This is a genomic window from Treponema rectale (assembly GCF_014202035.1).
GTDB classification, from domain to species: domain Bacteria; phylum Spirochaetota; class Spirochaetia; order Treponematales; family Treponemataceae; genus Treponema_D; species Treponema_D rectale.
The window spans coordinates 561,769-587,363 of record NZ_JACHFR010000002.1; the positions used below are offsets into that span (position 1 = coordinate 561,769).

Here is a 25,595-nt window from a genome sequence, read left to right on the forward strand (position 1 = left end):
TATGTTTGCTATTTAGCATAATTATACAGCTGGGTTTGAAGCCGCAGTGAGCGCCGACCAGGCGGGAGGGACAAGCGAACAAAGGCAGGCCTGAAAGGCAAACCCAGCAGGGGGCGACTAAGGGGCTGTCCAATAAGTATAAGTCATTGCCGTGCTCGACACGGCAATCTCTTGTATTGAGGGGGTAGTACAAACCCTCAAAACGGCGAAGTCAAGGCTTTAAGCGTTAGCGTGCCTTGACTCGACGTATTGTAATTAAATAGATTTTCGGGTCAGGCCCGAAAATGACACTTTTTGAACTTATTGGACATCCCCTTTTTATTTTAAACAAAAGACAATATTTAACATAACTATACAGCCGGGTTTGAAGCCGCAGTGAGCGCCGACCAAGGGGGAGGAATAAGCGAACGAAGGCAGGCCTGAAAGGCAAACCCATTAGAATAAATGGCAAACCCAGCAGAAAACTGTTAAAGCCCCGCCATATTCACAAGACATAGCGGAATCAGAAAAATAATATTTGCAGCCGTAAAGTAAAGCAGGTATCTGCCTTTTTTACACTGTGGAGTCCTGACATAGAATTTATAAGAAATAAGACTTGCCATGGAAGCAATAAGAGTTCCCAGACCTCCCACATTTACACCGACAGTCAGTTCCCTGAGATTCTTTGCAAAACCAGACAGAAGTAAGGCAGCCGGAACGTTGCTTATAACCTGGCTTGCTGCAATTCCGGTCAGCACTTCATGTCCTGCAACAAAATTCTGCAGACTTTCCTTAAAGACCGTAATGCGGGCAATGTTTCCTGTAAAAATAAAGAACCCTATAAAGGTAAAAAGCAGGGCGTAGTCTGCTCTCAGTATGATTTTTGGTTTTATAACAAGAGTAACGGCTAAAACAACTGCTGCAAGTATATAGAAAGGAATGAATTTAAGTACCGTAAGTATTGCACTCAGAAACAGCAGCGCGTAAATTCCTGCCGTAACCGGATTGATTCTTATATGGGAAGAATTGTCCTGCTGAGTACTGCAAGGCTGGCTTTTGTTTTTCAGACAGAAAATTCCTGCGGTTAAAAGTAAAAAAGACAGGCCGGTATATGGAAGCATCAGAAGCAGAAAATCCTTAAGGGAAGAATTCATCAGTGAAAATAAAAACAGATTCTGTGGATTGCCTACAGGGGTAAACATACTTCCTGTATTTGCAGCGATAGTCTGAAGCACGATTACCGGAATTAAAAGATCCTTTCTGTCACAGGCATCAAGCATTAATATCGTAAAAGGAACAAAAGTCAGCAGTGCAACATCGTTTGTTATGAACATGGAAGTAAAAAAACACAGGGCAATAAGAACCGCTGCCAGCTGCCATATTTTTTTTGTAAGCAGAAGAAGGCGGTTTCCGATTAAAATGAAAATTCCCTCTGTGGAAAAGAACTGCATTATTACCATAAGACTCCACAAAATCAGAAGGGAACTGAAATCGATGTAGGAAATATAATTGCGGTCAGGTGTTACAAAAAAAGCAGAAGCTATGGCAAGAATCCATGCACAGGTAAGTACTATTTCTTTTTTCAAGAATGAAACAATGGGTCTGATAACTGAAAACATGATTTAAAATTAAAGTGAAAACACGGCTTTATTACAAGTAGTTTTTTGATATGCTTTAAAACCCCGTGCCTAAGATAAGTTTATGTGATAGACTTTTATCTATAATAAATGCAATTTTAAAAATACAGGGTCAGCCTTATATAAAGTTTTTCGGAGGCTGTCTGTAGAAGTGAGGGGGATTTTATGAATTCAATGTGGTACAAAAAACCGGCTCAGAATAAAAAAGAAGCATTTCCCGTTGGCAACGGAAGACTTGGCGCTTTGGTTCACGGAAACATCGGGCATGAAGTTATAGATCTTAATGAAGAATCTGTATGGTCAAAACCCTTTACAGACAGAAATAATTCAAGTGGCGCTGCATCCCTAAAAGAAATCCGTAATCTTATAGAACTGGACCGTATTTCTGAAGCGCAGGAACTTATTTACGAAAGCTTTACGGCTTTACCTCAGGAACAGGCACATTATAAATCAGCAGGTTCCCTTCATATAGATTTTTATGACGGAGAAACTTATGGCCTTAAGGGACCGGACGGTATCAGGAGAATTTCTGATGAGTCAGTTTCCTTCTATAAAAGACAGCTGGATTTTGAAACAGCTGTTGCTTCCACAGTTTTTACCCGTGAATCAAAAACACCGAGTACGGAAGATCTTTCTAAAAATACCAGCGGTTCAAGCATAACTTACACGACAGAAGTTTTTGCTTCTTCTCAGGAAGATGTGCTTGCCGTTCATATTTCTGCTTCAACTCCGAAAAGCATTTACCTCAGGGCTTCTCTTGAATGCAGGGACGCTTATAAAAAATATTCCCTTTCTGATGATACGGTCTGCTTTCACAGCATAAACGGAGTTCCTTTTGCCGCAGTTGTTACGGCAGTTGCTGTAGACGGAAATGTAAAAGTTACAGGTTCAAATATTATTGTAGAAAAAGCTGATGAAGTTACGCTTTTTGTTGATGTGGAATCTGCTTACAGAAAACCTCATTACTATAAAAAATGCGGAGATGTTCACAGAAAAGCTAATTCACTTGCATTGTGGAGTGCGGACCTTGCGTTAAAGAAAATCTGTCTTGCTTCCTGCAGGAATTTTGATTCAATAAAGCGCCTTCATTATCAGGAAACTGCTGCACAGTTTAAGAAAGTTTCTTTTAAACTTACTGACGGCAGTTCAAAGCTTTGTACTGAAGAATTACTCGAAAAGAAATCTTCTCCGGAATTTATGGAACAGTTCTGGAATTACAGCAGATACCTTCTTGCTGCTTCAACAATGAGACCGGGAACTCTTCCTGCATTGCCATGCGGTCTGTGGCTTACGGAAGATGAAGATTCAGATAATGTACGTTACAGCATGAATGAACTTTCTCCGGAAAATTATGCTCCTTATATTACGGGGCTTAAGCGTAACGGTCTTTCTTCAGAAAAACTTTATAAAAAACTTTTTACACACGGAAAGACAACTGCAAGAGAAATGTATGGAATTCAGGGATGTGCTGTTCACGGTTCAACGGATATCTGGGGCGATACTTCTCCAGCCGGTTCTGATTTAAGGAATTCGTATTCCGTAGCAGGTGGAACTGTTGTTGTAGAAAATATAATGAATCAGTTCTACAGCACGATGAATGTTAAGTTCCTGAAAAAGAATTACAGGGTACTGAATGATATTGCTCGGTTCTATGCTTCATATCTGGTTTTGGAAAATGAAGGAAAAAGTGCTGTTCTTGTGCCGTCCTTCCATGAGTATAAAAAAGATGGAGAAACTTTCTACGCAGGTTATTCTGACGGAGAGACAAATTATGAACTTTACAAAATGTTTGGCAGCGTTATAAAGGCCGCTGAATACTGTAAGGTTTCTTCCGTTGATGAAGATCTTGTTCTGTTTAAGGCAATGCGTTCAAGACTTGAAGCTTCTGCTTTGGAATATGAGAAGTCCATGACTTCCGTTAAGGCGGATAAATTTGATTTTGAACCGGAATCTTTCTTTGACAGAAATTTTGAAATTCTTTATGAAGCAACTCAGCGTATAATCAGCAGCAGGGTTTGTAATGACGTACTTGAGATTTATATTCTCGAGGAAGTTCCTGAGTCTCTTGCTTCCGGTGAATTTAACGGTGCAACCTTAAAGGGAAATGTTTTTGCAAATATCACCTGGAAAGACGGAAAGATAAAGGCTGCAAAACTTTATACAAAGCCGGGACATGATTTTATAGACCAGCTTGTTATCTGTTATAAAGGAAAACGTTACAACGCATCTCTTAAAAACAACTCTCTGGATGTAATGAACGTTCTTCCGACAACTGTATGAGATTATAAAGTTTCAGGAACATTTTAAAACTCTGTAATTTTACTATTTGCAAAGAATGTGATTCGTGTTACACTCGAAAAAATAAAAATTACAGAGGTACGAGATGTTGACAGGAAGGCACGTTATAGAGCCAGGTGATCTGACAGTGGGAGAAATTGATGAAATTTGTTCCCTTGCAGAACAGATGATTGTAGATCCAGTTTCGTTTCAAGATGTGTGTCGCGGGAAAATTCTTGCGACACTTTTTTTTGAACCAAGCACAAGAACAAGGCTTTCTTTTGAAGCTGCCATGCTTCATCTTGGAGGAACAGTCGAGGGATTTGCAGATGCAAGCTATACGTCTTCTACAAAAGGGGAGACTCTTGCCGATACAATCCGCGTAGTAAGTTCATATGTTGATGTAATTGCAATGCGTTCACCAAAAGAAGGAGCTGCACTTCTTGCTTCAAAGTATTCACCGGTTCCTGTCATTAATGCCGGAGACGGAGGACACTATCATCCTACTCAGACACTTACAGACCTTCTTACAATCCGTGCCCTTCAGGGTGGTTTTGAAAATCATACAATAGGTTTCTGCGGAGACCTTAAGTTTGGCCGCACAGTTCATTCCCTTGCAAAAGCAATGAGCCGTTACAAGAACAATAAATTCGTTTTTATAAGTCCGGAAGAATTAAAAGTTCCTGAATACATTACGGAAGATATTCTTAAGCCTGCTGGAGTTGAATTCATAACTTCAGAAAAGCTTGAAGATGTTATCGGCGATCTTGATATCCTTTACATGACCCGCGTTCAGAAAGAAAGATTTTTTAACGAACAGGATTATATCCGTCTTAAGGACAGTTATATTCTTGATAAGTCAAAGATGAAGCTTGCCCGCAAGGACATGATAGTTCTTCATCCTCTCCCGCGCGTAAATGAAATTCAGCCGGAAGTTGATGATGATCCGAGGGCAGCTTACTTTAAGCAGGTAAAGTACGGTATGTATGCCCGCATGGCTCTGATTGCAAAAATAACCGGTGCACTTTAATGAATTTAAAATAAGGGGAATGAAATGCTTAATATTGATGAAATAAAAAACGGTCTCGTAATAGATCATATTCAGGCAGGACTGGGATGGAAAGTTTTTAAGTGGCTCGGTCTTGATAAGGCACCTTATACTACAGCCCTTGTTGTTAATGCTCAGTCTCAGAAAACCGGAAAGAAAGACATTATAAAAATCGACAACATCATCAACATTGACTACAGTGTTCTTGGATACATTGATGAAAACATTACGGTTAATGTAATTCAGGATGGAAAGATTGCCCGCAAAATAAAGATGGAACTTCCTGCAAAGGTTGAAGGCGTAATGGAATGTAAAAATCCGCGCTGCATAACAATAACTGAACACTACATGCCTCAGGAATTTCATCTTGTAAGCAAAGAAAAGAAACAGTACCGCTGTGTTTACTGTGATTCAGTTTACAAGGCAGGAATTCTCGGTTCTGTTGTTGAAGATTAGAGATAAAAATCCTTCTGGAGAAAACATGAAAGACTTAACTTTGATTTACAACGCCCGGCTTGTTGATAAGAATATCGATGTAAAAAATGGAGCAGTTCTTATCAGCGGAAGTAAGATTGCAGGATTTCCTTCAAAAGAAACTGTAAAGCAGATGCTTTCTGATGATAATGTCAGTAAGTTTAATGCTGATGGTGCCGTTCTGATGCCTGGGTTTATAGACATGCATGCACACTTCAGGGATCCGGGACTGACCCAGAAAGAAGATATAGTTACAGGAAGCATGGCAGCTGCTGCAGGAGGATATACAACCTGCGTTCTTATGCCTAATACGTCACCTGTTGTTTCTTCTTTAGAAATGGCATTGAAGAATAATCAGAAAGCAGCGGAAGCCGGTTACTGCAATGTAATTCAGAGTGTAAGCATAACAAAAGACTTTGACGGAAAAACTGTTTCTCATCTGGATGAATTGAATTCAAAAAGTGTACCTGTAATAACTGAAGACGGAAAGGAAGTTGCTTCTTCAGCAGTAATGCTTGATGCAATGAAAAAGGCTGCTGCAAAAAAAATTATCGTCGGCTGTCATTGTGAAGACCCTTCTCTTGCCGCAGCTGCAAAACCTTTCAGGCAGAAAGCACTGGAACTTTTAAAGTCAGGGAAACCGACTGCTGCAGAAAAAAAAGAGGCTGCTGCAAATTTAAAACAGGCAAACGTGCTTCTTAAACTGGCAGAAGATACGGCTACACTCAGAAACATTGAGCTTGCAAAAGAAGCTGGATGTCACCTTCATCTTTGCCATGTAAGTACAAAAACCTGTCTTGATGCCGTACGCCGCGCAAAGAAAGACGGAATGAATATTACCTGTGAAGTAACTCCTCATCATCTTGGATTAAGCGGAGAAAAAATTCCTGAAATATTTAATGTGGTTAATCCTCCTCTTAGAAGTGAAGAAGACAGGCTTGCCTGCGTTCAGGCACTTTCTGACGGGACAGCGGATGTAATCGCAACTGATCATGCACCTCACACAATGGAAGATAAGAAAAACGGAAGTCCTGGATTTTCCGGTCTGGAAACTTCTTTTGCTTTAAGTTATACGACAATGGTAAAAAACGGTTCAATGAAATTAAAGCAGCTTTCTGAATTAATGAGTGCCCGTCCTGCAGATATTTTAGGTTTGAAAAATAAAGGCCTTCTTGAAGAGGACTATACGGCAGACCTTGTGCTTGTTGATGTTGACGCTCAGTACACGGTACACGGAGAAGAGTTTGCAAGCAAAGGAAAGTTTACTCCTCTTGAAAACAAAAAACTTTCTGGTGTGATAAAGGCAACTTTTGTTAACGGCAGAATAGTTTTTCAGGATTAAAAAACTGCGGGCTGAATAAAAATTAACTGATGAGGTTTAGAAAACAGAATGGAAAATTTATTTTTGTATATTTTTTTTACAGGTGCTGTCTTAAAATTCGTAACGGTTCATTTTCTTGAATATGTGGACTATAAAAAAAGAAAGCTGCATGGAACGGAAATTCCTTCTGAACTTGAAGGTCATGTGGATGAAGCTGTTCTGACAAAAACCTGCAGTTATGAAAATGCAAAATACTTTTTCTTCATTCCAAGAAGCATAGTTTTCTTTTTGCTTAAGATTTTTCTTGTCTGCATTTATTTTTATCAGGATGTTTTTGCCACTGTCTGGAATGTAACGCAGAATGCATATCTTACGATAATTCTTTTTGAAATTTTAGTCTCACTTCCGGGGGATGTTTTAAGCATTCCTTTTGATCTGTACGGAGAATTCCGCATTGAAAAAAAATACGGCTTCAGCAACATGAATCTCCGCATGTGGATTTTCGACGGAATTAAATCAATTATTCTCGGCCTCATTATGAATGCAATACTTATGGGAGCGGTTGCATTTATTTTAATTCATTTGAACCAGTGGTGGTGGCTGTTTGTAAGTTCGGTGATGATTATTTTCAGCCTGGGCTTAAGCTTTATCTATCCGATTTTTCTTGCACCTTTATTTAACAAATTTACGCCGATTGAAGATGAAGAATTAAAAAACCGTCTGGAAGCCCTTCTTGAAAAAACAGGTTTTAAATCCAGCGGAATATATAAAATGGATGCTTCAAAGCGCAGCCGTCATTCTAATGCTTATTTTACCGGAATCGGAAAATCAAAACGAATCGTTCTGTATGATACGCTTATTGAACAGCTTACAGTTGATGAAATCGAAGCCGTACTTGGTCATGAACTTGGACATTATAAGAAACATCATATAATTAAAAAAATGCTTGTTTCTGTTCCGTTTATTTTTGCCGTTACATTTTTAGTTAGCCTGATTTTAAAATATCCGCCGCTTTACACAAGTTTTGGTTTTGCTCCTGAACTGTTTAAGGTTGAAGGCCTGCAGTCAATGCATCCGGTTGCAGCTCTTGAATATGCAGGAATATTTTTGCTGGGACTTTCTCTTTCGGGCTTTGGAATTTTTACAGGACTGATTCAGAACTTTTTCAGCAGAAAAGATGAATTTGAGGCAGACCGTTTTTCTGCAGAAGTATGTAATGGAGGGGAAGCTCTCTGTACGGCACTTATAAAATTGAATAAAGAGAACTTAAGCGAATTCGTTCCACCGGATATTTACTGTGCATTTTATTACAGTCATCCGCCGCTTTTAAAACGAATCCGCGCTATAAGGCAAGCCGGCAGTTATTCTGAAACTTCGTCTTCCGCTCTGTCAAAATAAATTGAACGGCATTCGATTATTGAAAACAGGATTATGATGAAGGAAAAATAAAAGAAGGGAGTGTTCTTCGGGAATCCTGCAAAATAATCGTATGTGCCGTGAAAAAGAACTGCACACAGGAAAGGAAGTACTGTAATTTTTTTTGTTTTAACTGAATAAACAAAGAGTCCGCATAATGCAGCGCAGGAAGAGTGAACTATTACGGCTGTCAAAAATCTGAGCACTGCATTTGAAAAGTGAAGGTCCATTGCAAGATAAATAAAAAGTTCATAGCAGCCGAGGGCAAGTCCGGAAAGGGCAGAGCACCAGAAGAAAACTGCTTTTGTAAGTTTTTTTGACGGAAGTGCAAACAGTACAAGCATTTTTGCAGCTTCTTCAATAAGACCGTTTATGACAAGGCATTTTAAAAGCAGCTGCATGCTTGCAGTAGAAAACTTTATGTTGCTGGAAACAGTAAACTGAATTATTTCAATTGGAACAAGGGCTATAAGTCCGAGAACACAGGCAAGAATTCCATAGTTAGCCTTGAAATCTTTTATGGCAAGACAAAGTACGGCACAGAAAAAAATCATCGGAAAAAAACATAGGTAAATTACTGCATTAGTTAACATAAGTTAAATATACAGGAAAACTGTTTTAAAAAAAACCGCTAATAGAATATAATTTACATACCGAAATTCTATAGGATGAAGAAGATATTTATTTTGCTGACCGCAGTGTTTTCTGCGGCATTGTTCAGTTCATGCGGATTTATAGATTTCTCTAAAGATGACGGTTCGATTACGGCGCCTACCATTACTTATGGAAGTGACGGCGGAAGCATAATAATTACACCTGTGCATCAGTCAGGATGTTATTATGTTAACGTCATAAGGTACGAGGTAGATTCAGGTTCTAAGGATGCAAGCATGGTTCAGAATTCAACCGTAAATATCGGTCAGATTCAGCCGACGGAATATTACAACAATCATGCCATGACTTTCATAGATTATTATACTGACAGCAATAAATTTTATCAGTATTATGTCCGCTATCGTAAGGCAGACGGCTATACAAGTTCACAGACAACTATTTCTTATCAGGGAAAAGGAACGGCCGGTTCCGGTGAACGGGAACTTACTGCAGTTGATCCTTCAACACCTGTCCGCATTGATTACAATTCAAATACTTTTGTCCTTACGATTGAAAAATCTCTGCTTGTTGTAAGCGGTACCCATGAGCTTCCGGAAACTCATGAATCTGTAACTGGTACTCCGGTTTATTTTGTTCCTATGATTGGAATTAATAACGGGGTGCGCACTCAACTTTTTGAATTAGGTGAACAGACAATAAATTCTATAGACTGTTATCAGATTGCACTGGGAAATACTCTTCCGACTGCATTCAGGGATAAGGAATTGAAAATTACTGGTATTTACGGGCAGGAAGAATTTGATCCTTCAAAGGGTGCCTATACCTCAGAGGCTCCGTTCATGAACATTGCATGGACAAAGCCTCTTTCTGATACAGATCTGTTTGTTGATACAGAAGCAGCTTCATACTTTATTGTAAAGCAGCAGGTAGAAGAACCTGATGTTTATGATGTAACCTGCGACTGATAGAATCCGGAAGCCTGTTTTGATTTTTTTGAAACAGGCTTTTTTTTATACTTTTATTCCATCGATAAGGTATTTGACCATTTCGCGTATTCCGGTAAGTTTTGTTCTTCCGAGAACTGCCAGACGGAATACAGCACATTCCATCTGACTGTAAAGAAGATCGTTTATTTCTTTTACCGGCATCTGTTTTATTTCTCCACGTTTCTGACCGCGGATTACAATTGTACTCAGTAAATGCTGAACTCTTATGACACGGCGTGTAACTCTTTCGTCAACATCAACGCCGCTTTTCTGCAGCTGGATAAGATAGATAAGAAGAATCTTAAAGAGCTGTGCATTTGATTCAATTTCTTCAAGTATGGTTTCGAAAGTTTTATACAGACAGTCGATGGATGACATTGATTCATCTTTTATTATTTTTAAAAGTGCCTTTTCGAGATTTTCTGTTATCTGCTTTATGCTGTAAATAAAGATTTCCCTTTTATTCTTGAAGTAAATATAGAGGGTAGTTCTTGTGATTCCGCAACGGTCTGCAATTTTTTGGAATGTTACGTCTTCATAGCCTTCTTCAATAAAAAGATCCAGAGACTTTTCCAGAATTTCACGTTTACGCTTACTGTGTTCTACTAAGACTGCCATTGCTTTCCTCAATATTTATAAAGAACTGTGTCGAGATTGCCTGCCTTCAGGGTCTTTGAAGAGACGGCACGTTTTCCGATGCACTGTTCAAAGGTTTTCTGACTGGTAATGATTCCCATGTTCCAGCCTTTGAAATCTGTAAAAAGGTTTGCCATTTTTGTGTAGAGCATTTCTGCTTCCTGAATGTCACCGATTCGTTCTCCATAAGGAGGGTTGCACAGAAGGAGTCCTGTTTCGTATGGGGCTTCAAGATCAGAAAAATCACTAACGATGAATTCCGGGCGTTCTATTTTTGCATCGCTTCCTATCATCTGAAGTGCACGGCCGGCTGCTACACAGGAATGTTCTGCATTCAGTTTTGCCCTTTCTACTGCAACAGGGTCAATGTCACTTCCGGTAATGCGGCATTCAACATCTGTGCGGATCTGTTCTGCAAGCTGTTTTTTTATTTCAACTGCCCGCTGCTGATTATAGATTGCCAGATTTTCGTATGCAAAGTGGCGTCCAAGTCCAGGTGCAATGTTGTGGGCATAAAGATTTGCTTCGATTGCGATAGTTCCGCTTCCGCAGAATGGATCGTGAAGGGCTGTCTTTCTTCTCCACATCATTTCCTGAATAAGAACTGCGGCTGTTGTTTCGCGCAAAGGTGCAATTCCACCGTCTGTACGGTAACCTCTTTTGTGAAGGGCCTCGCCGCTGGTATCAAGAAGAATGGTTACGATATTGTTTTCAAGATAGACTCGTACATCACACTCTGAACCACTTTCCGGAAGTGTTGTGATGTGCCAGATTGAACCCAGTTTTTTGTAGATTGCTTTCTGAATCATTCCCTGAATGCTGTGTTCACTGTTGAGTTTGCTTTTGTGACTGCGGACTTTATCTACTATTACGCGTACATCTTTTTTAAAGTAATCCTGCCAGTTGATTCTGTAGCAGCCGTCAAAAAGAGCATCAAAATCTGAGGCTTCGTACTTTGCCATCTGAATATAAACGCGGTCGCTTGTTCTAAGGGAATAGTTAGAAAGGTAAAGGGCATCGTCGTTGCCGGTAAAAGTAACGCGTCCCGGAGTATTGCCCTGTACAAGCTGAAATCCCAGGTGCTTGAGTTCGTTTCCTAAAATCTTTTCAGCGCCCACTGCGCATAATGCCACAAAAGTATTCATAATGACATTTTATCAAAAAGTGTCATTGTGAACAAGTAGTATATGGATTGAAAGCGCCAAAATATGCTGTTTATATGGAAATAAAGTAAATAGTTCATAAAAAATATCCATATATTGTAAAGTTTTGCTTGACATATGATAACTATTGTCTTATAATACTCGAACATTACGACGCGAGGTAGAGCAGTTGGCAGCTCGTCGGGCTCATAACCCGGAGGCCGCAGGTCCGAGTCCTGCCCTCGCTATACATGATAAAAGCTTCACTCTTACGGGTGGAGCTTTTTTGTTTTTATAGGCAAAGTGCTGGTGGGAAGGAATTAAGTACACTGCTAAATCCTATTTAATTTAGCAGAATTATTTCTGCCAGATGGAACTCATGCAAACAAGAAAAGCACAGGAACAGATTTTCCTTCCAATCTTAAAGCAGGCTCAGATTGACCTGGCTGAAAACGAAGTTCTTGTACTTTCAAATCGCGACAGAGACCTTGTAATGGCTGCTTTGGAAAATCCGCCAGAGCCAAATGAAGCATTAAAAGGTTTGTTCAGATGAGTTTTAAATTAGTTTCGATAAAAGATGTCCCAAAATCAAAACTTAAAAAGTTCGACTGTGGAACAGAAGTTTTAAATGAATTTCTTTCACGCTATTCATTAAAAAATGACACGCTGGGAATCGGAAGAACTTTCTTACTTTCTCACTGTTGAGACAGTAAGAAAAGCAATGGAAGGATAAGGTTTCTAATCTTATCCAAGAGGCTTTCAGTTTGTTTAATTCAGACTGGAAGCCTTTTTCATTATTATTGAGCCGATAAAATCACTTGCTCTTCAATTATATGAGCCGATAAACTTGATTTTTGAGCCGATATATCTTATCATTTTGATATACTTGAGCCGATAAATTTTGTGAGGCGAAATATGGAATACATTCTTAATAAAAAAAATATCCCCATTCTCAGATATTCAGAAAATAAGGGTTACATTGAAGTTCTGCAGGTTTATAACAAGGAACACCTGCCTGTAGCTTTGTTTCTAAATGGAAAACCATCTTCTGATAATCTTTATGCCCTGAATGAAAAAATGGAGCTGTTCCTGGATAACCGTCTCATTCCTTCTACCCGGCTTCATTTTAAGGAAGCACTGGAAGAACTAGAAATACCTTCAAACTATGAACTTGCAAAAAAGAGCTGGTTCTTAAGTCTTTCTGACCAGTACTGGATTTGTCCTGTTGAACTTAAAGATAAACTTTTCTGGGAAGATATTAATTTCTTTACAAATGATTATGATCCGGCAATCGGATTACGCCTTACAAGTAATTCAAAAAGCCTGAATAGAAATTCCAGTTCCTACTCTCCAGATAATGTAACAAACGGTGAACTTTCAAAGCGCTGGTTCAAAAAGGATGGAATCAACTATCTTGAAAAAGCCGGTACCGGAACCGAACAGCAGGAGCCTTTGAATGAAGTTCTTGCTTCTGAAATCTGTAGACGCCTTAATATTGCTTATGTGCCTTATTATCTTACAATTCGTGATGATAAATACTTCTGTTACTGCCCGGATATGATTGATGAATCAACTGAACTGGTTCCAATGGATGCTGTTTATCAGGATTTGCGTTTGATTGATGGAAAATTCTACGACTATGAAGAGCTTATAAAACGCTGCAATGAAGTGAAGATCCCCAATGCGGAGGCGGATTTATTAAAAATCATTCTTGTAGATTATATAATGGCAAACATCGACCGCCATTCCTACAACATCAGCTTTATAAGGGATTCAAATACACTTCAGTGGAAAGGCATCGCTCCAGTATACGACACAGGAAAATCCATGTTTCTAAATCTTCTTGATTTTGAAATGAATATGATTTCTTCAGGTCAGATTGGAGCAAAACCTTTTTATGGGACACAGTCAGAGCAGATAAGCAGGCTTCCTGTTTCAAAAATTGCTTCCGCTATTAATCTTGAAAATCTTGATGGAATTGACGACTGGTATACTGATTTCCTAAAACCGTTAAAACGACTTTCAGAAGAAAAAAAGACTGCTCTGGTAAAGAAGCTTCGTGAAAGAATCGAAGAAACAAAATCAATTCTTGCATCGTATAAAACAGAAGCTGCTGGCTCGAAAGAAAAACAGTCGAATGCAGACCTGGTTTATTCAGCGCTAAAACGAAATCCAAAACAGACTAAGGAAGAAGTTTCTAAAGCAACAGGCCTTTCACGAGCAACAATCACACGAACTTACAGCGAACTTGAAAAGCAGGGAAAGATTTGTCGCGTTGGGTCGAATAAGACGGGATATTGGGAGGTGTTTTAAACCTTCAGAAGTGGCCACATAAATAGTATGGTAACTGGGGGCGTAAGGAGGAAAGAAAATCAGTAAGAAGAATATTCCCCAAATGACCTTTGACAAAATGTGCCGGTAAAAGTGGATTTTCATAGCCCGCTCTCACGGCCTTGAAATTGAAGACACACCAAAGCTACGGGATGAAGTCGGAAAAACTCTGGAGGAATTTCAGAAAGAAAAGGACCTGCAGCGTAATCGGTTTTACACTCTCCTTTCTGCGCTGACCGAAAAGAATATCGATGTGCTTGAAGAAATCTCTAAGTGGGAAGAACTCATGCCGAGTATTCAGAATTTTAAGGAGTGGACAAAGGAGCGGTGCCGTGATGCCTAGAGAACCTACCGGGATGAACAGCTGGATCCGATAGTCGATTTGTTTGTTTCTGCTTTTGCAAATTCAAATAAAGCGATTAAAGATGGATATGACAGCTAGATTAAGTAGTATGACCATCAGCTGAACGGCTACTCGAAGGAGACAGCCAACGGTAAAAAACACTTCTTCGGAGTTGCTTCGTAAAATTGCCGGAGTTATCGCAGAACACGGGTGTAAAGACGTAAAGGAATGGATGCAGAAAAGCTTCAGGTATAGGGAGTTTGAACTGGGACGGGAAGCGGAAAGGAAACTGAAGATAGAGCGGGAATGGGAGAGGTAATTTATTGATTCATGAGATTCCGCTTTTATATCAATATTCTTAGGTACTTAATCATATTATTATATTACATATAAATATTTTCTTGTATACTTCCGAGAACGGAAATATAATAGTATTAGGATGGATACAATGGATAATCTATGTACAGCTAAGGAACTTGCCGAAAAATGGGGAGTTACTGTACGAATGGTTACTCTAATGTGTACCGAAGGGAAGATACCAGGTGCAAAAAAATTTGGAAACAGCTGGGTTATTCCCAAGGATACGGAAAAACCGTTGGATGGACGGACTAAAGAAGCAAAAGAATCCAGGTAATATTAGAGTAGGAGACAGGAACTGTGGAACTTATAGATAACATAAATAAAACTCTTGCATTAGATTTAAAGGAGACCATAAAACCTAGTAGTAAAATCTCCATCGCAGCAAGCTGTTTTTCTATTTATGCTTATCAGGAATTAAAAGAGCAACTAGAAAATATTGACCAGCTGCAGTTTATTTTTACTTCACCTACATTTACAACAGAAAAAGCAAAAAAAGAAAAGCGTGAGTTTTATATCCCTAAACTTAATCGTGAGCGCAGCCTTTATGGAACTGAGTTTGAAGTAAAACTACGTAATGAACTTTCTCAGAAAGCTATTGCTAAAGAATGTGCTGAATGGATAAAAAATAAAGCTGTATTCAAGTCAAATCAGACAAATCAAAACATGTCTGGTTTTGTTAATGTTGATGATACAAGTTATATGTCAATTCAGGGCTTTACGACTGTTGATTTGGGATGTGAAAAAGGAAACAATGCTTACAACATTGTAAACAAAATTGAAGCTCCATTAAGTAATGCTTATCTTCAACTTTTTGACCAGCTCTGGAATGATAAAGAAAAGCTGCAGGAAGTAACTGATGTTGTTATTGAAAATATTACTGCTGCATATAACGAAAACGCACCTGAGTTTCTTTACTTTGTAACTCTGTACAACATTTTTAATGAGTTCCTTGAAGACATAAACGAAGATGTTTTACCTAATGAGGCTACTGGATTTAAGAATACTAAAATCTGGAACAAGCTTTATAATTTTCAGAAGGATGCTGTTCTTGCAATTATCAATAAGCTTGAAAAGTTTAATGGCTGTATTCTTGCTGATAGTGTCGGTCTTGGTAAAACTTTTACGGCTCTTGCTGTTATAAAATATTATGAGTGCCGCAATAAAAACTGTCTGGTGCTTTGTCCTAAAAAGCTTACTAATAACTGGAATACTTACAAAGATAACTACATTAACAATCCGATTGCAGAAGACCGTATGAATTATACTGTTCTTTATCATACAGACTTGAACAGAACTTATGGTACTTCTAACGGTATAGATCTGGCTCGTATTCGTTGGGATAACTACGATTTAGTTGTAATTGATGAATCTCATAATTTCCGTAATGGCGGTAAGCTTGAACTTGATGATGAAGAAGACGAAAAGTTCAACCGATATGCTGTTCTTATGCGTAATGTTATTCGCAAAGGTGTTAGAACAAAAGTTCTTATGCTTTCTGCTACTCCAGTAAATAACCGCTTTAATGACCTTAAGAATCAGCTGGCTCTTGCTTATGAAGGAAATGAAAATAACATCAACGATAAATTAAACATTACCAAGCCTTTATCTGATGTTTTTAGAAATGCTCAAAAGGCATTTAATAAATGGAGTGAATATCCAGAAAAAGAAAGAACAACAGAAAATCTTTTACAGATGCTTGATTTTGACTTCTTTGAAATTCTGGACAGCGTAACAATAGCACGTTCAAGAAAACATATTCAAAAGTATTATGATACTTCTGCAATTGGAACTTTCCCTAAACGAAATCCACCGGAATCTGTTTCTACTCCATTAACTGATTTACCAAATGCGGTAACTTACAATGAAATCTTTGACCATTTAATGAAGCTGTATCTTTCTGTCTATACGCCTTCTTTGTATATTTTGCCAAGTAAGCTTTCTAAATATACTGATATGTTTGATGATGAAAAGGTCATCGGCATTACACAAATAGGACGCGAGCAGGGTATCAAACGGCTTACCGCAATTAATTTGATGAAGCGTATGGAAAGCTCCGTTTATTCTTTTAGATTGACTCTTGAGAGAATAAATGAACAAATAACAGAAACAATCCGCACAATTGAACGATATAGGACAAACAAAGTTAATGGCGAGATGGATGTTACAGATATTTCTGATTCTATTGATGATTTAGATTCAGAAGATATGAATGACATTTTCTCCATTGGCAGAAAAGTAAGAATCGACCTTGCGGATATGGATTATCTGTCGTGGAAACAGTCTTTGGAACACGACAAAGAAATCTTTGACCTTCTGGATTCTCTTGTTCTTGATATTACTCCTGAACATGATCTTAAGCTGCAGGAATTAATTAGAAAGATAAAATATAAAATTGAACATCCTATTAATGAAGGAAACAAAAAAGTAATTGTTTTTTCGGCATTCTCTGATACAGCAGAATATCTTTACCAGAATATTTCAGGAGTACTCAAGAATGAATACAATATAAATACTGCACTTATTACAGGAAATGTTGACGGAAAGACTACTATAGAAAAACTGCCAAGAGATTTGAACACTGTTCTTACTTGCTTCTCTCCAATTTCAAAAGACAGAGATATTTTATTTGAAAAGAATCCTGGTGATATTGATGTACTTATTGCAACAGACTGTATTTCTGAAGGTCAGAACTTGCAGGACTGTGATTATCTTATAAACTATGATATTCACTGGAACCCTGTTCGCATTATACAGCGCTTTGGACGAATTGATCGTATTGGTAGTAAGAACGCAGTTATTCAGCTTGTAAACTTCTGGCCTGATATTTCTCTTGATGAATATATAAATCTTAAAGCTCGTGTAGAAACACGAATGAAGATTGTTGATATGACAGCAACTGGAGATGATAACATTATTGATCCAGAGCAGCAGAAAGACATGGAATACAGAAAAGCCCAGCTGCAGCGTTTAAAAGATGAAGTTGTAGATATGGAAGATATGACTTCTGGAATTTCAATAATGGACCTGGGCTTAAATGAATTCAGACTGGACTTGCTGCAATATATTAAAGACGGACATTCAGTTGAGCATACTCCATTTGGGCTTCATGCTGTTGTGCAAAAAACAGATGAACTGCCGGAAGGAATAATTTTTGTATTAAAAAATCGTTCCAATTCTGTAAACATAAAAAACCAGAACAGACTCCATCCTTTCTATATGATTTACATTAGAAATGATGGCGGAATTGAAATAAATCATCTGGATGCAAAAAAGCTTTTGGATACTGTAAGGTTGCTTTGTAGAGAAAAATCAGAACCTATAAAAAATCTTTGTGATGCATTTAATAAAGAAACAAAGAACGGCCGCAATATGAAAGACTGTTCCCGCTTACTCAGTGAAGCAATTGATTCGATTATTGAAAATAAAGAAATTAGTGATATCGATTCTTTCTTGAGTGGTAATACAGTAGACTTTAAACATACACAAATTAAAGGCTTGGATGATTTTGAATTAATCTGCTTCTTTGTTGTAAAGGGAGAATAGAATGCTTAATCTCCCGGAAGTTACTGAATTACAGAAGGCTTTACCTAAAGTCCAGATATACAGAAAGTTTGAACTTACAAATGCGCAACAGACAAAGTTTGATGCTGACATAAGCCGCATTGATATTGTAAACGAAGTAAGTAGCAGAACTATTCCTGCAATACAGGAAGGACAGAAAATAAAAAGCTTTTATCTTTTGAGCGTTACTCTTAAGACAAAAGACTATGAGCCAAAGAATATTGAACGAATTGCAAAACTGATTCCGCAGAATCTTATTTTTGCATTACAGTTTGAAGAAGAGATTCAGCTGGCAGTCTTTTGTGAAAAGCTCTTTACTACTGAATGGATGCCGGAAACAAAAGCTTCAATTGAAATTTCTGGTTTGAACTTTGATGATGTTTGGGAAAATATCATCAAAAAGATTGAAGGCGGCGAATGGAATAACGACCTTACTCTTGAAGAAAATATAGAGATAAAGGAAAAGCAGGAAAAGCTGCAAAAAGAAATTGAGCGGCTTGAAAAACTTGCACGTAAGGAAGTTCAACCTAAAAAGAAGTTTGAACTGGTGAACCAGAAAAAAAAATTGGAAGAAGAATTAAAAAAGTTATAAAAGGAGCAAAAAGATGGCAAAAGTAGAAATTAATGAAGGTTATGAATTATTGCAGATTATAAATGATTTTGGTGAACCATTAGAAATATTTAGAGAAGCATTCCAAAATGCATTTGATGCTGATGCACATAATGTTTACTGTCATATATATCAGGAAAACGATTTTGATGAGGAAAAATTATTTATAGATATATGGAATGATGGTGTTCCATTACATAAAGATAATATAAAAAATTTCTTTGGATTAGCAAAATCAACTAAAATTGATGATAAAAAGAAACCAATAGGAAAACTTGGATATAAAGGCCATGGTTCAAAAATATTCTTTAATGCAGATACTGTACAGATTTGTTCTAAAACAAATGATGATGAATGGTATGTAGAATTAAATAAACCGCTTAAACAAATAAAAGAAACTAATGGGTTAGAGTACACAGAAATTAAACAATCATCTGCTACAACAATTCACTTACCAACAGAAATCAAAGAAGGTTTTTTTGTTAGGATTATTAATCCAAAACATTTTCCAAATAAAGAAACCTTTCATAAATTAGATCACCGATATTTAAGAGATTATATTCTTTGGTATACAATTTTTGGAACAATACGAACTCAATATGATGAACAATATAAAAATCGTAATTTTACATTATATCTTTCAGGATTAGGAATAAATGAGTATTCATATTTAATAAATAACAATTCTTTATTTATGGATCCAAAACCAAATTTTGAAAGTTTTGAAAATGTTAAATATGAAAAAATAGATATGGGTCATATTTTCCCAAATGACAGAAGTGATAAAAAATCTATGCAGAAGTACTGCAATGCAATTGATCCAAAGAAAAATTATTTTGATTTTTATGCAAATCACTATTATGAAAAAAAAGAATGTCCAGGAATAACAAAATTCTATTTTTATATGAGTCTGGAAGGATATGAGACAAAGAGAACTTATGATATTTTGCTTTCAAAAAAAGGAAAACAGTCACAGGAATTGAAAAAACTTACACATTCTGATGGTGAGAGATATGGTATATGGGTTTGTAAAGGAGGTATTCCCGTTGAGAAGGTAGATGCATGGTATGAAGGAGGTAAAGGAACATATTCATATATGCAGGCTTTTATTGATTGTGATGATTTTGAATTAACTGCAAATCGAGGCTCAATTCGTAATACAAAAATAGAGATTATTAAAGCTGTAAAAGAAGCTTTTAATGACATTATGAATAAAGCTGATGTTCAAAAATTACTTGAGGAACGAATTGAAGAAGAAAACAAGGAAAAACTTAGACGATCTGTAGTAGATGATAAAAATGAATTAAAGAAAAGAAAAGATGCTTTTGGTAAGCGTAAAAAAATAATGCTTCCAGATGGAACTGTATTTTATGAACCTACAAATACATCAAAATATGTTCTCTCAGAATCCGAAAGTATGGTACTTCTTGTCCAGTTAATGACAAAATATCCAACCCTCTTTAATTTTGATTTACTTGATTATAATACCCGCGATGGAATTGATTTTGTAGTTAATAATAAATATGGTGAACCAAAATATATAGAATTAAAAGGAATTCTTACTAAATCAATGAATCATCCATTTGAGTTTATAAATAAAATTATATGTTATGAAACAGATTTAAAAAATGGTGATATTTGTAAAGATTTAGTAGGAATTGAAGTTGAATTTAAAGAAGCTAAGAAACAGAAATACAAATCAAAAGACGATAATGATGTATTTAATGGCAAAGAGTATACTGGATATCAATTAATTCCTGTAAATACAAATGACAATGTAGATGCAATAGAAGTAATTTGTTTAAAAGATTTAATAAAAGATGTTCTTGGTGGAGAAATAAAATAAATGGCAAGAAAACCAAAAGAACACAATGTAGCTGGAAGTCAAAATGATATTCAGTTGTTAGCAAATGAGTATCCAGAATTACTTGATTCTCAATTATCAACACTTATACATGAATCAATAAAATTGAATTGGTGTTCGCCTCTCAAAGATGATGAATATGCGGAATATGTTGATCAAGATTTTATTGATAAATTAGGTATTTCAGATAAAATAAAAATACCATTAAAACAATTTTGGCCAAATAAAGGTCCGAATTGGGATGGATTAGCTAAGTATAAAAATAAGGTTTTTATTATAGAAGCTAAGGCTCATATTAGTGAGCAACAGATAGAATCTACAGATTCAAAAGATAAATCCTTATCTTTAATTGAAAATTCTCTTCAAAAAACTAAAAATTTCTTAGAAGTAAAATCTAATGTAAGTTGGTGTAAAAATAATTATTATCAGTATGCAAATAGATTAGCTCATTTATATTTTTTAAGAGAACTAAATAATATTGATGCCAATTTATTATTTATCTATTTCTTAAATGATAAAACTATTCTAGAAAAAAAAGAAACAATAGAAGATTGGGAAAAAGCTATTGATGAAGTTTATAAAAGCTTAAAAATAGAAAGAAAGAATAAGCTTTCTAATTATATTCATCATATTTATATAGATACAAACAAGTTTGAAAGATAGAAGAAAAAAAGAGGTTTAAAAAACGTTATGGGAGAAAAAAAAATAATAAATATTATAAAAGTAAGAGAAGATAAAGATCCTATAGAATTTGAAAGAGACTCAGAAAAAGAAGGTTGCTTTAAGCTTTTAAAAGAAGATACATCATATATTAATAATGAAGGAATTTTTTCTGAATTAGATTTACATTCTCGTGTTGAGCCATGGCTTTCTTCTCTTTTTCAATCTGAACATCTTTCTTTATTATTAGGAAGTGGTTTAAGTACAGCAATTCAATTTGAAGCAACCGGAAAATCTAATAATGGAATGAATGAATTAGATCTTTCTGAAACAAAATACAAAGATAAGATTAAAACATTTGCTACAGAAAGTGCAAAAAAAACAGGTCGTGGAATTTCAAATATAGAAGATGAAATTAGGATAGCTAATGAATTATTACGTGGGTTAAAAATCAGTGGATTGGAAGAGGACGATACAAAAAAATTAGAAGAAGTAGTAAATAAAAATTTACAAGATTTTACTGAAAATATTTCAACTATTGAAAACACCATTGCAACAGCTGAAATAGACAAAAGAGAAAAAGCTTTTCAACTACTAGTTTCATTCCTTATGAGTTTTGCAAGCAGAACTGGCACAAGAGACAGACTTCACATTTTTACAACCAACTATGATAGGCTTATTGAAGAAGGAGCTGATATTGCAGGTCTTCATTTGATTGATAGATTTGTTGGTAGCTTAAATCCAATTTTTAGGTCTTCTCGTCTTGATATTGATATGCATTATAATCCGCCAGGAATTAGAGGTGAACCAAGATATCTTGAAGGCGTTGCAAAATACACAAAACTGCATGGTTCAATAGACTGGGTTGAAACTGATTCTCATTATATAAGAAAAATCGGAATGCCATTTGGAGCAAATTCATTAAAGCCATTTCTAGAAGCTGCAAATGTTCCAGAAAACTATCAAAAGGTTTTAATTTATCCAAACTCGTCAAAGGACAGAGAAACTGCTGAATATCCTTATGTTGAATTGTTTAGGGATTTTGCAGCAGCACTTTGTAGACCTAATTCAACACTTGTTGTTTATGGTTATAGTTTTGGAGATGATCATATCAATAGAATTATTGCTGATATGTTAACAATTCCTTCAACGCATTTAGTAATAATTGCATTTAATGACAAAGAAGGTCGTGCTATACAATTCTATGAGTCTTGTGGACGTAAAGACCAGATTACATTATTTATTGGTGAAGATATAGCGAATATAAAAGCATTAACAAGTTTATACCTTCCTAAGTCTGCTATTGATAAGACTTCTATTAAGATGGCTGAATTAATAAAAGCGCGTATTACAACAAAAGATGATACACCAGAGGAGAAAAAATAAAAAATGATGTCTCCAATTGAGAACTCTGAAAGCTTACGAGTTGGTACAATAGATTTTATTTCTCCTGATGAAATTAAAGTTCTTCTGGATATAGAAGTTCCGAATGATGTTACTTTAAATACAGGTGTTCCTCGTTCATTTCCTAGAATAAATGGATATGTATTGTTTTCTTGTGAAAATGGTTATTTAGTTGGACAAATTAACTGGATTACAATTGAGCGTTCACAATATCCGAAAAGACGTGGAATCCAGGATTTTGGAATAATAGATTTACCTTTCCCATTAAGAATTATAAGTATTAATCCACTTGGAGTTTTGCGTTATTCAAAACAATCAACTGATGGTAAAATTGAATATGAGTTTTCAAGGGGAATCGATCTTTTCCCTACTGTAGGAGACCCGGCATATCTTCCAACAGAAGAACAATTAAAAGCTATTATTGAAAATGGCGAAAATCGACGTGTACAAATAGGAACAAGTCCATTGTGTGGTAATGCTGTAGTTTCTGTTGATCCAGATAAATTATTTGGAAGACATGTCGCAGTTTTAGGAAATACAGGAAGCGGAAAATCTTGTTCTGTAGCCGGTTTAATCAGATGGTCAATTGAAGCTACTGAGAAAAAGGCTAATTCACGTTTTATAATTCTTGATCCGAATGGTGAATATTCAGAATGTTTTTCAGATTTTAATAATGTGAATCGTTTTGCAGTTGAACCTGATGATGAAAAAGAAATAAAACAATTAAAAGTACCTTTATGGTTATGGAATACAGATGAATGGATTGCTTTTACACAAGCTGGAGGAAAGGCTCAGAAACCAACTCTTGTACAAGCTTTAAGAAGTGTTCGAGATGGGCTTTTTTCGCCAGAAATAGGAGAATCTGTTAGAACAAAAAACTTTTTAAGAACAATATATGAAATAATCGAAATTGAAATTAAAAAAGGTACACCTTGGGCTGAATTTCCAAAGCCAAAATCTTTTTTTGAAAAACTTAAGAAATGGAATGATTCATTAGTTGAAAATGATGATTTTACAGAAGAAGAAAAGGATGCACTTAATGAAATAAAAAATGAAATTGGACAACTTATAACTGCACGTTCTGTTCAGTATCCAACTATGGATTTTTCTAGAACAGAAGTTACAAGTGTCAAAGATGCAATTAACAAAGCATATTTTGCATTTGGTGGGACTTCCAAAGATTTCTTACCAACAGATGAAAATATTCCTCTGCCATTTACTGGCGAAATGTTTTTGTCAAGTATTACTGCTAATGCAGAGTTAATGGGAACAAGCGAATATGTAGAAACCATGCGTATGCGAGTTCAAACATTGCTTTCAGACAAACACCTAAAACCTGTAATTAGTTATGAAGCAGATTATTCATTAGAACAATGGCTTGAAGACTATATTTGTCCTAAAACAGAAGACTCTTCAGCAATTACAATTATAGATTTATCTTTACTCCCAAGTGAAATGACTCATATTATTGCATCTGTAATTGCAAGAATGACGCTAGAATCTTTACAGCGTTACAGAAAAATTAATAATGGAAAAACACTCCCAACTACAATAGTTATGGAAGAAGCTCATACGTTTATAAAAAGATATAATGATGATACTGAAACTTATTCTGCTTCTTCAACTTGTGCTAAGATTTTTGAAAAAATTGCACGTGAAGGAAGAAAATTTGGTTTAGGTTTAGTTTTATCTTCACAAAGACCAAGTGAACTTTCTCCAACTGTGCTTTCACAGTGTAATACATTCTTATTACACAGAATATCTAATGACAGAGACCAAGAATTAGTACATAGATTGGTACCTGATAACTTACGAGGATTGTTAAGAGATTTACCATCGCTTCCTTCTAGAAACGCAATTCTTTTGGGCTGGGCAACAGAATTACCTATATTGGTACAAATGAAACTTTTGAAAAAAGAATTTAGACCAAAATCAAATGATCCAGAATACTGGAAATACTGGACTGAAAATACAGAAACAGTTGATTGGCAAACAATAGCAAATGATTGGCAAGATAAAGGAAATGTCAATAATCAACAGAATGTATAGAAAAGAGAGGAAAGAATAGAATGTCTGTTTCTATGTATCAAAATAATGTAAATCGTCTCGATAAAGAAATTGCAGATTTAGAAGCAAGAAAAGCAAAACTTGATTCTGATTCTGCAAATTTAGAAAGTAGAATATTGTCTGTGGAAAAAACAATTACAAAAAATACATCTCTTTCATCTCTTCAAAGCAAACAAAGACAAATTTCCAGTTATCAAAATGATATTTCAAAAAAGAGAAAGGATTCTGCTGATTTAGGGAAAAAAATTGCAGATAAAAGAAAAAAGAGAACAGAGGAATTTCAGAAACTTCAAAAAGCTCAAGAGCAGGAAAATAAAAAGCAGCAAGATGCAAACAGAAGAATACAACAATCTTATGAGAGACAAATTGCAGCCTTAACTAATCAATTGGCAATTAATAATACTCATTCGATTGTTGAGACTTCTGAAGATTCTGATAAAGAAGAATATGATGTTTTTGTATCTCATGCATGGGAAGATAAAGAAGATTTTGTTGATGAATTTGTTTCTGAACTCGAGAAGATTGGTTTAAGAGTCTGGTATGACAAGAATCGTCTTAAAATTGGCGATAAAATGCGACAAAAAATAGATGATGGATTGAAAAAATCTCGTTTTGGTATTGTTGTTTTATCACCTAATTATATAGCAGAGAATAAATATTGGACTAAAGCAGAATTAGATGGTTTATTTCAGAGGGAAACATATAATAATAAAGTTATATTACCAATCTGGCATAATTTAACCAAAAAACAAGTTATTGATTTTAGTCCCATAATAGCAGACAGAAAAGCAGCAACAACCGCACTTCAAACACCTGCGGAAATTGCACAAGAAATAAAAGATTTATTTGAAGATGGAGAATAAA

General features: G+C 36.0%; 21 protein-coding genes and 1 tRNA gene. 18 read left to right on the plus strand and 4 right to left on the minus strand.

Annotated elements, in window-relative coordinates; genetic code table 11:
* Nucleotides 1-467: 467 nt before the first annotated feature.
* A complete protein-coding gene (locus HNP77_RS07085; protein ID WP_221266542.1) occupies nt 468-1,565 on the minus strand; it encodes an SLC13 family permease in 1,098 nt (365 codons plus the stop codon).
* 216 nt (nt 1,566-1,781) lie between these two features.
* Here HNP77_RS07085 and HNP77_RS07090 point away from each other — a divergent pair, with 216 nt between their 5' ends.
* The 5 genes from HNP77_RS07090 (at nt 1,782) to HNP77_RS07110 (ending at nt 8,134) form a co-directional block, all read left to right on the plus strand.
* Nucleotides 1,782-3,896, plus strand: a complete 2,115-nt coding sequence (locus HNP77_RS07090; RefSeq protein ID WP_184652480.1) for a glycoside hydrolase family 95 protein — start codon at nt 1,782-1,784, stop codon at nt 3,894-3,896.
* Nucleotides 3,897-3,999: 103 nt separating this feature from the next.
* Nucleotides 4,000-4,923, plus strand: coding sequence for an aspartate carbamoyltransferase (gene pyrB / locus HNP77_RS07095; protein WP_184652481.1), 924 nt, complete (start codon nt 4,000-4,002; stop codon nt 4,921-4,923).
* A 24-nt stretch (nt 4,924-4,947) separates the two neighbouring features.
* Complete coding sequence (locus HNP77_RS07100) at nt 4,948-5,397, plus strand: aspartate carbamoyltransferase regulatory subunit (RefSeq protein ID WP_184652482.1); 450 nt, start codon at nt 4,948-4,950, stop codon at nt 5,395-5,397.
* Between the two features lie 25 nt (nt 5,398-5,422).
* The gene (locus HNP77_RS07105) at nt 5,423-6,757 is read left to right on the plus strand and encodes a dihydroorotase (protein WP_184652483.1); all 1,335 of its coding nucleotides are present in this window, start codon (nt 5,423-5,425) and stop codon (nt 6,755-6,757) included.
* Nucleotides 6,758-6,805: 48 nt separating this feature from the next.
* Nucleotides 6,806-8,134, plus strand: a complete 1,329-nt coding sequence (locus tag HNP77_RS07110) for a M48 family metallopeptidase (RefSeq protein ID WP_184652484.1) — start codon at nt 6,806-6,808, stop codon at nt 8,132-8,134.
* Here HNP77_RS07110 and HNP77_RS07115 read toward each other — a convergent pair.
* Nucleotides 8,098-8,745: a PrsW family glutamic-type intramembrane protease gene (locus tag HNP77_RS07115; protein WP_184652485.1), complete on the minus strand. Its 648-nt coding sequence runs from the start codon at nt 8,743-8,745 to the stop codon at nt 8,098-8,100. The two genes, HNP77_RS07110 and HNP77_RS07115, sit on opposite strands and share 37 nt — an antisense overlap.
* Before the next feature lie 75 nt (nt 8,746-8,820).
* Here HNP77_RS07115 and HNP77_RS07120 point away from each other — a divergent pair, with 75 nt between their 5' ends.
* Nucleotides 8,821-9,732, plus strand: a complete 912-nt coding sequence (locus HNP77_RS07120) for a hypothetical protein (RefSeq protein WP_184652486.1) — start codon at nt 8,821-8,823, stop codon at nt 9,730-9,732.
* A gap of 45 nt (nt 9,733-9,777) precedes the next feature.
* Here the strand turns inward: HNP77_RS07120 and HNP77_RS07125 are convergent, their stop codons facing one another.
* Nucleotides 9,778-10,371: a TetR/AcrR family transcriptional regulator gene (locus tag HNP77_RS07125; RefSeq protein ID WP_184652487.1), complete on the minus strand. Its 594-nt coding sequence runs from the start codon at nt 10,369-10,371 to the stop codon at nt 9,778-9,780.
* An 8-nt stretch (nt 10,372-10,379) separates the two neighbouring features.
* Nucleotides 10,380-11,534: a THUMP domain-containing class I SAM-dependent RNA methyltransferase gene (locus HNP77_RS07130; RefSeq protein WP_184652488.1), complete on the minus strand. Its 1,155-nt coding sequence runs from the start codon at nt 11,532-11,534 to the stop codon at nt 10,380-10,382.
* Nucleotides 11,535-11,706: 172 nt separating this feature from the next.
* Here HNP77_RS07130 and HNP77_RS07135 point away from each other — a divergent pair.
* The 12 genes from HNP77_RS07135 (at nt 11,707) to HNP77_RS07190 (ending at nt 25,594) form a co-directional block, all read left to right on the plus strand.
* Nucleotides 11,707-11,779, plus strand: a tRNA-Met gene (locus tag HNP77_RS07135).
* Between the two features lie 122 nt (nt 11,780-11,901).
* Nucleotides 11,902-12,084 (plus strand): type II toxin-antitoxin system TacA family antitoxin, encoded by a 183-nt coding sequence (locus HNP77_RS07140; protein WP_184652489.1) that lies wholly within the window; start codon nt 11,902-11,904, stop codon nt 12,082-12,084.
* Entirely contained in the window at nt 12,081-12,236 is a 156-nt protein-coding gene (locus HNP77_RS07145; RefSeq protein WP_184652490.1) for a hypothetical protein, read from the plus strand. The genes HNP77_RS07140 and HNP77_RS07145 overlap by 4 nt, the downstream gene beginning before the upstream one ends.
* 210 nt (nt 12,237-12,446) lie before the next feature.
* Complete coding sequence (locus HNP77_RS07150; RefSeq protein WP_184652491.1) at nt 12,447-13,844, plus strand: HipA domain-containing protein; 1,398 nt, start codon at nt 12,447-12,449, stop codon at nt 13,842-13,844.
* Between the two features lie 800 nt (nt 13,845-14,644).
* A complete protein-coding gene (locus HNP77_RS07155; RefSeq protein ID WP_221266543.1) occupies nt 14,645-14,839 on the plus strand; it encodes a helix-turn-helix domain-containing protein in 195 nt (64 codons plus the stop codon).
* Nucleotides 14,840-14,862: 23 nt separating this feature from the next.
* Complete coding sequence (locus HNP77_RS07160) at nt 14,863-18,108, plus strand: helicase-related protein (RefSeq protein WP_184652492.1); 3,246 nt, start codon at nt 14,863-14,865, stop codon at nt 18,106-18,108.
* 1 nt (nt 18,109) lies between these two features.
* Complete coding sequence (locus tag HNP77_RS07165; protein WP_184652493.1) at nt 18,110-18,718, plus strand: DUF4391 domain-containing protein; 609 nt, start codon at nt 18,110-18,112, stop codon at nt 18,716-18,718.
* Between the two features lie 13 nt (nt 18,719-18,731).
* Nucleotides 18,732-20,582 carry an ATP-binding protein gene (locus HNP77_RS07170; RefSeq protein WP_184652494.1) on the plus strand — a complete coding sequence of 617 codons (1,851 nt, stop codon included), beginning with the start codon at nt 18,732-18,734 and terminating at the stop codon, nt 20,580-20,582.
* Nucleotides 20,583-21,263 carry a hypothetical protein gene (locus tag HNP77_RS07175; RefSeq protein WP_184652495.1) on the plus strand — a complete coding sequence of 227 codons (681 nt, stop codon included), beginning with the start codon at nt 20,583-20,585 and terminating at the stop codon, nt 21,261-21,263.
* Nucleotides 21,264-21,290: 27 nt separating this feature from the next.
* The gene (locus HNP77_RS07180) at nt 21,291-22,646 is read left to right on the plus strand and encodes an SIR2 family protein (protein WP_184652496.1); all 1,356 of its coding nucleotides are present in this window, start codon (nt 21,291-21,293) and stop codon (nt 22,644-22,646) included.
* A gap of 3 nt (nt 22,647-22,649) precedes the next feature.
* A complete protein-coding gene (locus HNP77_RS07185) occupies nt 22,650-24,713 on the plus strand; it encodes an ATP-binding protein (protein ID WP_184652497.1) in 2,064 nt (687 codons plus the stop codon).
* 20 nt (nt 24,714-24,733) lie between these two features.
* Nucleotides 24,734-25,594 carry a TIR domain-containing protein gene (locus HNP77_RS07190; RefSeq protein ID WP_184652498.1) on the plus strand — a complete coding sequence of 287 codons (861 nt, stop codon included), beginning with the start codon at nt 24,734-24,736 and terminating at the stop codon, nt 25,592-25,594.
* Nucleotide 25,595: the final 1 nt, after the last annotated feature.

What these genes read in the sequence shown, in the direction of transcription:
- HNP77_RS07180 (WP_184652496.1), top strand. Translation starts at nt 21,291, where the DNA reads ATGGGAGAAAAAAAAATAATAAATATTATAAAAGTAAGAGAAGATAAA.
- HNP77_RS07105 (WP_184652483.1), top strand. Translation starts at nt 5,423, where the DNA reads ATGAAAGACTTAACTTTGATTTACAACGCCCGGCTTGTTGATAAGAAT.
- HNP77_RS07115 (WP_184652485.1), bottom strand. Translation starts at nt 8,745, where the DNA reads ATGTTAACTAATGCAGTAATTTACCTATGTTTTTTTCCGATGATTTTT.
- HNP77_RS07145 (WP_184652490.1), top strand. Translation starts at nt 12,081, where the DNA reads ATGAGTTTTAAATTAGTTTCGATAAAAGATGTCCCAAAATCAAAACTT.
- HNP77_RS07150 (WP_184652491.1), top strand. Translation starts at nt 12,447, where the DNA reads ATGGAATACATTCTTAATAAAAAAAATATCCCCATTCTCAGATATTCA.
- HNP77_RS07125 (WP_184652487.1), bottom strand. Translation starts at nt 10,371, where the DNA reads ATGGCAGTCTTAGTAGAACACAGTAAGCGTAAACGTGAAATTCTGGAA.
- HNP77_RS07175 (WP_184652495.1), top strand. Translation starts at nt 20,583, where the DNA reads ATGGCAAGAAAACCAAAAGAACACAATGTAGCTGGAAGTCAAAATGAT.
- HNP77_RS07120 (WP_184652486.1), top strand. Translation starts at nt 8,821, where the DNA reads ATGAAGAAGATATTTATTTTGCTGACCGCAGTGTTTTCTGCGGCATTG.
- HNP77_RS07170 (WP_184652494.1), top strand. Translation starts at nt 18,732, where the DNA reads ATGGCAAAAGTAGAAATTAATGAAGGTTATGAATTATTGCAGATTATA.
- HNP77_RS07140 (WP_184652489.1), top strand. Translation starts at nt 11,902, where the DNA reads ATGGAACTCATGCAAACAAGAAAAGCACAGGAACAGATTTTCCTTCCA.
- HNP77_RS07155 (WP_221266543.1), top strand. Translation starts at nt 14,645, where the DNA reads ATGGATACAATGGATAATCTATGTACAGCTAAGGAACTTGCCGAAAAA.
- HNP77_RS07190 (WP_184652498.1), top strand. Translation starts at nt 24,734, where the DNA reads ATGTCTGTTTCTATGTATCAAAATAATGTAAATCGTCTCGATAAAGAA.
- HNP77_RS07090 (WP_184652480.1), top strand. Translation starts at nt 1,782, where the DNA reads ATGAATTCAATGTGGTACAAAAAACCGGCTCAGAATAAAAAAGAAGCA.
- HNP77_RS07110 (WP_184652484.1), top strand. Translation starts at nt 6,806, where the DNA reads ATGGAAAATTTATTTTTGTATATTTTTTTTACAGGTGCTGTCTTAAAA.
- HNP77_RS07130 (WP_184652488.1), bottom strand. Translation starts at nt 11,534, where the DNA reads ATGAATACTTTTGTGGCATTATGCGCAGTGGGCGCTGAAAAGATTTTA.
- HNP77_RS07165 (WP_184652493.1), top strand. Translation starts at nt 18,110, where the DNA reads ATGCTTAATCTCCCGGAAGTTACTGAATTACAGAAGGCTTTACCTAAA.
- pyrB (WP_184652481.1), top strand. Translation starts at nt 4,000, where the DNA reads ATGTTGACAGGAAGGCACGTTATAGAGCCAGGTGATCTGACAGTGGGA.
- HNP77_RS07185 (WP_184652497.1), top strand. Translation starts at nt 22,650, where the DNA reads ATGATGTCTCCAATTGAGAACTCTGAAAGCTTACGAGTTGGTACAATA.
- HNP77_RS07100 (WP_184652482.1), top strand. Translation starts at nt 4,948, where the DNA reads ATGCTTAATATTGATGAAATAAAAAACGGTCTCGTAATAGATCATATT.